Annotated in this window: 4 protein-coding genes and 1 pseudogene; 4 read left to right on the top strand and 1 reads right to left on the bottom strand. The window is 75.3% G+C overall.

Features of this window, described 5'->3' with window-relative positions; genetic code table 11:
* The coding region (locus PAI11_RS09640) for a YceH family protein (RefSeq protein ID WP_138974207.1) at positions 1-615 on the bottom strand (615 nt) is incomplete at its 3' end.
* A gap of 80 nt (positions 616-695) precedes the next feature.
* On the opposite strand from PAI11_RS09640, the gene PAI11_RS09645 reads away from it, so the two are divergent.
* The 4 genes and pseudogenes from PAI11_RS09645 to PAI11_RS09660 all read left to right on the top strand — a co-directional run.
* The gene (locus tag PAI11_RS09645; RefSeq protein ID WP_007573694.1) at positions 696-2,429 is read left to right on the top strand and encodes a hypothetical protein; all 1,734 of its coding nucleotides are present in this window, start codon (positions 696-698) and stop codon (positions 2,427-2,429) included.
* Positions 2,430-2,655: 226 nt separating this feature from the next.
* Entirely contained in the window at positions 2,656-4,653 is a 1,998-nt protein-coding gene (locus PAI11_RS09650) for an amidase (protein ID WP_007573697.1), read from the top strand.
* A gap of 14 nt (positions 4,654-4,667) precedes the next feature.
* A complete protein-coding gene (locus tag PAI11_RS09655) occupies positions 4,668-5,285 on the top strand; it encodes a hypothetical protein (RefSeq protein WP_007573699.1) in 618 nt (205 codons plus the stop codon).
* A 26-nt stretch (positions 5,286-5,311) separates the two neighbouring features.
* A pseudogene (locus tag PAI11_RS09660) lies at positions 5,312-5,521 on the top strand (hypothetical protein); the annotation flags it as partial.

Consider the following 5,521-nt stretch of genomic DNA (forward strand, 5'->3'; position numbering starts at 1 on the left):
GCCACCGGCCGCGGCACCGCCGGCCGCGCCACCCGCGGCGGCGCCACCGCCACCGGCCACGGCGCCACCGGCTGCCGGCGCGCCAGGCGCCGCCACGGTCCCGCCGATGATCGACGCCCCGCCGGCGTCCTCCTCGCCGCCGAGCAGCTGCCGGTAGCGGACCTCCTTCTGACCCGGGCGGCGCTCCATCCGCTCCACCAGCCCGCGGCCGATCAGCCGCTCGATCGTCCCGTCGACCGCCTGCTGGTCGGCGAAGCGGTGCAGCCGCTCGGTGCGGGCCCGCAACTCGCCCGGGGTCTGCGGCCCGCGCAGCATCAGGACCGCCAGGATCGCCTGGTCGTCGGGCTGGATCTGGAGGCTGTCGGCGAGCAGGTGGCGGTACTTCGGCGCCCGGCTGCCGGGGCCGCTGGCGTTGCGGGTCCACCGCCGGCGGCCAAGCTCCTCGAGCGCCGCGCGGATCATCCGCTCGTCGTAGTCGACGACCGGCTCGCGGTTCGTCGACTGGTTGCAGGCGGCGCGCAGCGCGTTGAGAGTCAGCGGATAGGTGTCCGGGGTGGTGCGCTGCTTCTCCAGCAGCGCACCCAGGACGCGGATCTGGACGGCGTCGGGCCTCACCCCTCCAGCCTATGCCAGCGGGCCGCCGCGACCGAAACCCGCCGCCGCCGATCCGGCCCCTCCGGTACCGTCGCCCGCCGATGCCCCGCGTCGGCCGGATCGCCCTGCACCTGCTGGCCGCCGCCGCGATCGGCGTGGCGGTCTGGCTGCTGCTCGGCCGGACGGCGTTCGTCAACTACGACAGCGCCTGGTCGCTGGACTGGATGCGCCAGCTGCTGGCCGGCGGCAGCCGTCCGGACCTGGAGCGGCTCTTCTCCCCCACACCGCACCCGCTGAGCGACCTGCTCTCCGGGGTCCTGGTGCCGTTCAGCGACGGCGGCGGCCCGGCGGTCGGCCACGGAGCGGAGACCGTCCTGATCGCGCTGGCGCTGTTCTGGCTCGGCGCGCTCGGGGTGGTGACCTATCGCCTCGGCGAGGCCTGGTTCGGCGTCGGCGCCGGCATCGTCGCGGCGATCCTGGTGCTGACCCGCGAGCCGGTCCTCTCCTACGGGCTGCGCACCTACCTGGACCTGCCCTACGCGGTCTTCCTGCTGCTGGCGCTGCTGGCCGAGACCCGACGGCCGCGCAACGGCCTGCGGACCCTCGGCTGGATCACGCTCGCCGGCCTGCTGCGGCCCGAGGCGTGGCTGCTGGCGGCGGCCTACGTGGGATACCTGCTGGTGGTCCAGGTGCGGGAGGCCGGCTCGTCCGCCGCGGGGACGCCGGACGACGGCCGCCCCGCGACCGACGACCGGACCGACCCTGGTCCCACCGCCGATGCCGCGGCGACCGACGCCGGCGGCCTGCTGCGCGCGGCGCCCCGCGAGCGGCTGGTCGGGTGGTGGCGCGTCGTCGACCGGCGGCAGCTGGCGCTGCTGGTCGCGATCGCCGCGATCGCGCCGCTCGGCTGGATCGTCGAGGGCCTGGTGCTGGCCGGCGACCCGCTCCAGGCCCTGACCGGGACCCAGCAGAACGCGGCCGACCTGGACCGCGTGACCGGCGTCGGATCGGCGATCACCGTGATGCCGCGACGGCTGGGCGAGATCGTCCGCGAGCCGGTGCTGCTGGCCGCCTTCGGCGGCGTGATCCTGTCGCTGCTGCTGCTCCGCCGTCGGGCGCTGCTGGGGGTCGCCGCGACGATCGCCGCCGGGATCGCGTTCTTCCTGCTGGCGGCCGCCGGCCTGCCGCTGCTGACCCGCTACCTGGTGTTCCCCGGGACGCTGCTGGTCCTCTTCGCGGCCGCCGGCCTGCTCGGCTGGCGGCGCCTCGACCGCGACCACCGGTGGCGCCGGCCGTGGCAGGCGTTCGCGCTGCTCTGCCTGCTCGTGCTCGTCGCCTTCGGCCCCGGCCAGGTGCGCCGGGTCGATCGCCTGCACCACGCGCTCGGCCTGCAGCAGCGCGTGATCGGCGACCTGCGGACCGTGACCGGGGACCTGCGGCCGCTGCTGACCGACGGGCCGTGCGTGCGCCCCGAGAACGCCGGCGCCGCCTTCGGGCAGGCGGGCGAGAGCCCCGACGCCGGCGCCCGCCGCGTCCCCGCCGACGTCGCCCTGCCGAACCACCGCGCCGTCCCGCAGGTGCTGCTGTGGCTCGGCCTCCAGGACGACCAGCCGTTCGCCGTCGAGGCCCTCGCCCCGGGAACCGCCCCCGCGGTCACCCTCCTCCCCGCCTCGACCCGCGTCGCCCGCGGCTTCATCCTCGACAAGGCCGACAAGGGCAAGGGCCTCCCCGACCCCCCCAGCGGCAGCGTCCAGGCCGCGACCGTCGGCAGCTGGCGCGTCTACGGACGCGACGCCGCCTGCGCCGCCGCGCTGCGGACCCGGCTCGGCCGCTGACGCGGCCAGGGCTCGCTGCGGGAGACGCCCTCGTCCCGCGCACCCGCGCTTCTATCGAACCTTCGCGGGATCCAATGCTCCAGTTGTCGGATCCTGGGGCCGTGGCATCGGCCCCGCCGGCCATGGTTCGCGGAGGGGACGCCCCTAACGTTTTGGCGGACCACGCGAACGCGCCAGCGATGATCGCCGGGCGCGCTCGCTCCTCGACCGGGCAGGTACTCCCCACATGCGCGACCGCTCCGCCACCGCGGAGGCGACGCTCGACGTCCCCACCGACGCCGACGCCGCCCCCACCGCTCTCGAATCACCCGGCCCATCCGGCCTCAGCCGGCGGGCCCTGGTCGGTCGCACGGGAGCGATCGGCGCCGGCGCGCTGCTGCTCGCCGGCGGCGCGACCGCCACCGCCGGAGCGGCCCGCGCGCGCCGGGCCGCCGCGCCGACCGCGCTGCCCGCGGTCGCCGACGTCAAGGCGCGCCTGCGCGACGTCCGCCTGGTCGACCTGGAGGTCATCGAGCTGGCCGCGCTGCTGCAGGCCGGCGAGCTGACCTCGGTCGAGATCACCGAGGCCTACCTGGCCCGGATCGCCGCGCTCAACGGCGCCTTCGAGACCTACGGCGACAACGGCGGCTACAACGCCTTCGTCCGGGTCGACCGCGACGACGCGCTGGCCGGGGCCAAGGCCGCCGACGCCCGCCTGAAGGCCGCCCGCGACGGCGGCCCGCCCGCCCCCTACCTGTGCGGGATCCCGATCGGGGTCAAGGACTCGATCGGGTTGAAGGGCCGCCCCGCCCAGAACGGCACCATCGCCTTCGCCGGCAACGTCGGCACCGACGACGGCCCGGTGATGGCGAAGCTGCGCGCGCAGGGCGTCGTCTTCCTCGGCCACACGATCTGCTCGGCCTTCTCCGGCTCGATCACCGGGACCTTCGCCGGCAACGCCTGGCAGAAGGACTACTTCCCCGGCGGCTCCAGCCAGGGCTCCGGCGTCGCGCCGATCGCCCGCCTGGCCGCGGCCGCGATCGGCGAGGAGACCGGCGGCTCGATCATCTTCCCCTCGGCCGCCAACGGCGCCTCGGGGATCAAGCCGTCGCTGGGCCTCTGCTCGTCGGCGGGCGTGATGCCGCTGACCCCGGGCCACGACGTGATCGGGCCGATCTCGCGCTCGATGCGCGACTCGGCGCTGCTGCTGAACGCGATGATGGGGCCGGACCCCGAGAACGACCAGCAGACGCTGGCAGCGCCGATGCCGTTCGGGGATCTGCCGACGATGCCGACCGGCGGGGCGACCCCGCTGGCCGGGCTGACGATCGGGATCCCGCAGACCGACTGGCTCACCGGCAACAACGTCGGAGTACCGCCCCAGACCGTCTACGCGCCCGAGAACCTCGCGACGTTCAACCGCCTCCGCAGCCAGCTGGAGACCCTGGGCGCGACCGTCAAGGAGTTCCCCGGCCTGAACATGGCGGACGCAGCGGTCAACTCGTACTTCTCGTCGGCCGACGTGCTCGAGCGCGTCGACGGGACGAACGTCAGCCCGTCGTCGGCGGTCCGCTACCCGAACCTCTACGAGATCGGCTACGCCGAGGCGGTCGGCGCGTTCGCGGCCGACAAGCCGGAGACCCAGAAGAGCGCCCTGCTCAGCAACTACGGGCGCCGCGCCGGTGGCGTGCCCGCCAGCTCGGGCGTCCCGCTGACCTTCGAGGCGGCGACCGCCCTCTACGGCGGCGTCAGCTCCGGCGCCCGCCGCGAGGGCGAGCGCCGCCGCCGTCAGACCGCCGCCAACTACCAGCAGGCGCTGGACGAGGCCGGGGTCGACTTCATGCTGGTCATGAACTTCGGCTCCAAGATCACGCGCCGCGACGGGTCCAGCACCCACGCGCTGCGCTACCGCACCTACTACCAGGTGCCCAACGCCCTCGGCTGGCCGATGGTCTCGTTCCCGGTCGGCTACGGGAGCGACGCCGACCACCTGCCGTTCTCGGTCCAGTTCTGGGGCCCGCGCTTCAGCGAGCCGCAGATCATCCAGGCCGCGATCGACTACCAGGCCGCCTACCCCGAGCACCACCGCGCCGCGCCGCCGGACCCGACGGTCGCGATCACGCCGAAGGCCAAGCGGCTGAGCCCCGAGAAGACCGCCGAGGCCGAGACCGAGACCGACCCGCTGCTGACCAACGACCCCGAAGCCCACGAAGCCGCGCTGCCGGCCGAGTACCGGCCGCACTGATCGGAGCCTGACCGATGCCCTTCATGACCGTCGCCTGGCGCAGCGCCTACTCGATCGGCGCGCTGCCCGAGGACCCGGGATACGTCACCGAGTCGCCGCTGACCATCGGCTGGACCGGGAAGCTGTCGACCTACGTCCTGCCCTACGACCTGGCGGACCTGACCGTCCGCCCCGGCGACCCCGACCCGCCGGTCGTCAACCCGCCCGACGGCGGTGGCGGTGGCGGCACCCCGCAGCCGCCGTCCGGCGAGATCCGCCCGGCGACCCCGCCGCGGCTCCAGATCCAGCCGCGAGTCAACCCGGTCCGCTTCCGCTCGCGCGGGATCCGGGTCCGGATCACGCTGCCCGAGGCCGCCCAGGTCGAGCTCTACGCCCAGTCGCGTGTGCGCAAGACGCTCAGCCGCAAGCGGACCCGGATCGTCACCCGCAAGATCACCCGCCACCGCAAGGTGCGCCTGCCGCAGGGCGTCAGCGCGCTGTTCGTCTCGCCCTCCAGCGCCGGCCGCGCCGCCGTCGGCCGCCGGACGCGCCTGAAGACCACGATGGTCGTGACCACCCGCTACGCCGACGGCCGCACCGTGACGGTCCGCCAGAGCGTCCTGATCGCGCCCAAGCCCGGCAGCCACCGCTAGCCGCCCCTTCGAACCGGAACCGCTCCATGCACGATCGAGCAGACGCCTTCCCCGTCGAGCCCCTCCGCGGCAGCGCCCCGAGCGCGCCATCCGCCCCTGCCCCGACCCCGACCGACGAGCACGAGCCCCGGCACGCGCTCTCCCGCCGCCAGGTCGTCGGCGCCGCCGCCGCGGCCGGCGCCGGGATCGCGGTCGCGTCGACCGCGACGCTGCCGGCCGTCGCCGGCGCCGCCACC

Source organism: Patulibacter medicamentivorans (assembly GCF_000240225.1).
In the GTDB taxonomy this organism is placed as follows: domain Bacteria; phylum Actinomycetota; class Thermoleophilia; order Solirubrobacterales; family Solirubrobacteraceae; genus Patulibacter; species Patulibacter medicamentivorans.

Bases quoted from the DNA above. Each gene is read 5' to 3' on its own strand.
- PAI11_RS09645 (WP_007573694.1), top strand. From the start codon at position 696: ATGCCCCGCGTCGGCCGGATCGCCCTGCACCTGCTGGCCGCCGCCGCG.
- PAI11_RS09650 (WP_007573697.1), top strand. From the start codon at position 2,656: ATGCGCGACCGCTCCGCCACCGCGGAGGCGACGCTCGACGTCCCCACC.
- PAI11_RS09655 (WP_007573699.1), top strand. From the start codon at position 4,668: ATGCCCTTCATGACCGTCGCCTGGCGCAGCGCCTACTCGATCGGCGCG.